The sequence below is a fragment of the Mesorhizobium escarrei genome, assembly GCF_935825525.1.
Classification (GTDB): domain Bacteria; phylum Pseudomonadota; class Alphaproteobacteria; order Rhizobiales; family Rhizobiaceae; genus Mesorhizobium; species Mesorhizobium escarrei.
The window spans coordinates 1-554 of the sequence record NZ_CAKXZT010000198.1; the positions used below are offsets into that span (position 1 = coordinate 1).

The 554-nt window shown below is 63.5% G+C and carries 1 protein-coding gene; it reads right to left on the bottom strand.

Annotated elements, in window-relative coordinates; all coding sequences use genetic code 11:
- Positions 1-113: 113 nt before the first annotated feature.
- The coding region (locus tag NMG80_RS36940) for a transposase (RefSeq protein WP_254022700.1) at positions 114-554 on the bottom strand (441 nt) is incomplete at its 5' end.

Below are 554 nucleotides of genomic sequence, written 5' to 3' on the forward strand. Positions count from 1 at the left end.
GCCGTTGTGTCTCGGCGATCTTGCCATGTTCGGCAAAGGCTGGCGCAAAGCGACATTATCCCGGAATGCAGGGCAGATCGGGCTCAACGTTGGGCCATGTGGCGGGCATCTCGTCATGCGGCATCTTTTTGTGGCGGTGCGCGGGTTGTCGGGCGCTGGCCGCGGCGGAACATCTCGACGATGCGCATCGGGCCGCCGCAGTGCGGGCATGGCTCTCTGAGGGTGAGCGGGATGCTCTCGGCGCTTGGCGCTTCATCCTGCGAGGGGGCTTTCGCCCCGAGCAGTTTCCTGATCTTTGCGACATTGGCCTTGCGGCCTGCTGCGGTCAGCAGGCCGTAATGGCGGATGCGGTGGAATCCGTCGGGCAGCACGTGGATCAGGAAGCGGCGGATGAACTCGTCGGTGGCCAGCCGCATGACCTTGTGACGGTCATCGTTCTTGATCCGGTAATCCTTCCAGCGGAAGGTGACAGTCTCGGCATTGGCGCTGATCAGGCGGCTGTTCGAGATCGCCACGCGATGGGTGTAGCGGCTGAGATAGGCCAGCACAGCCTC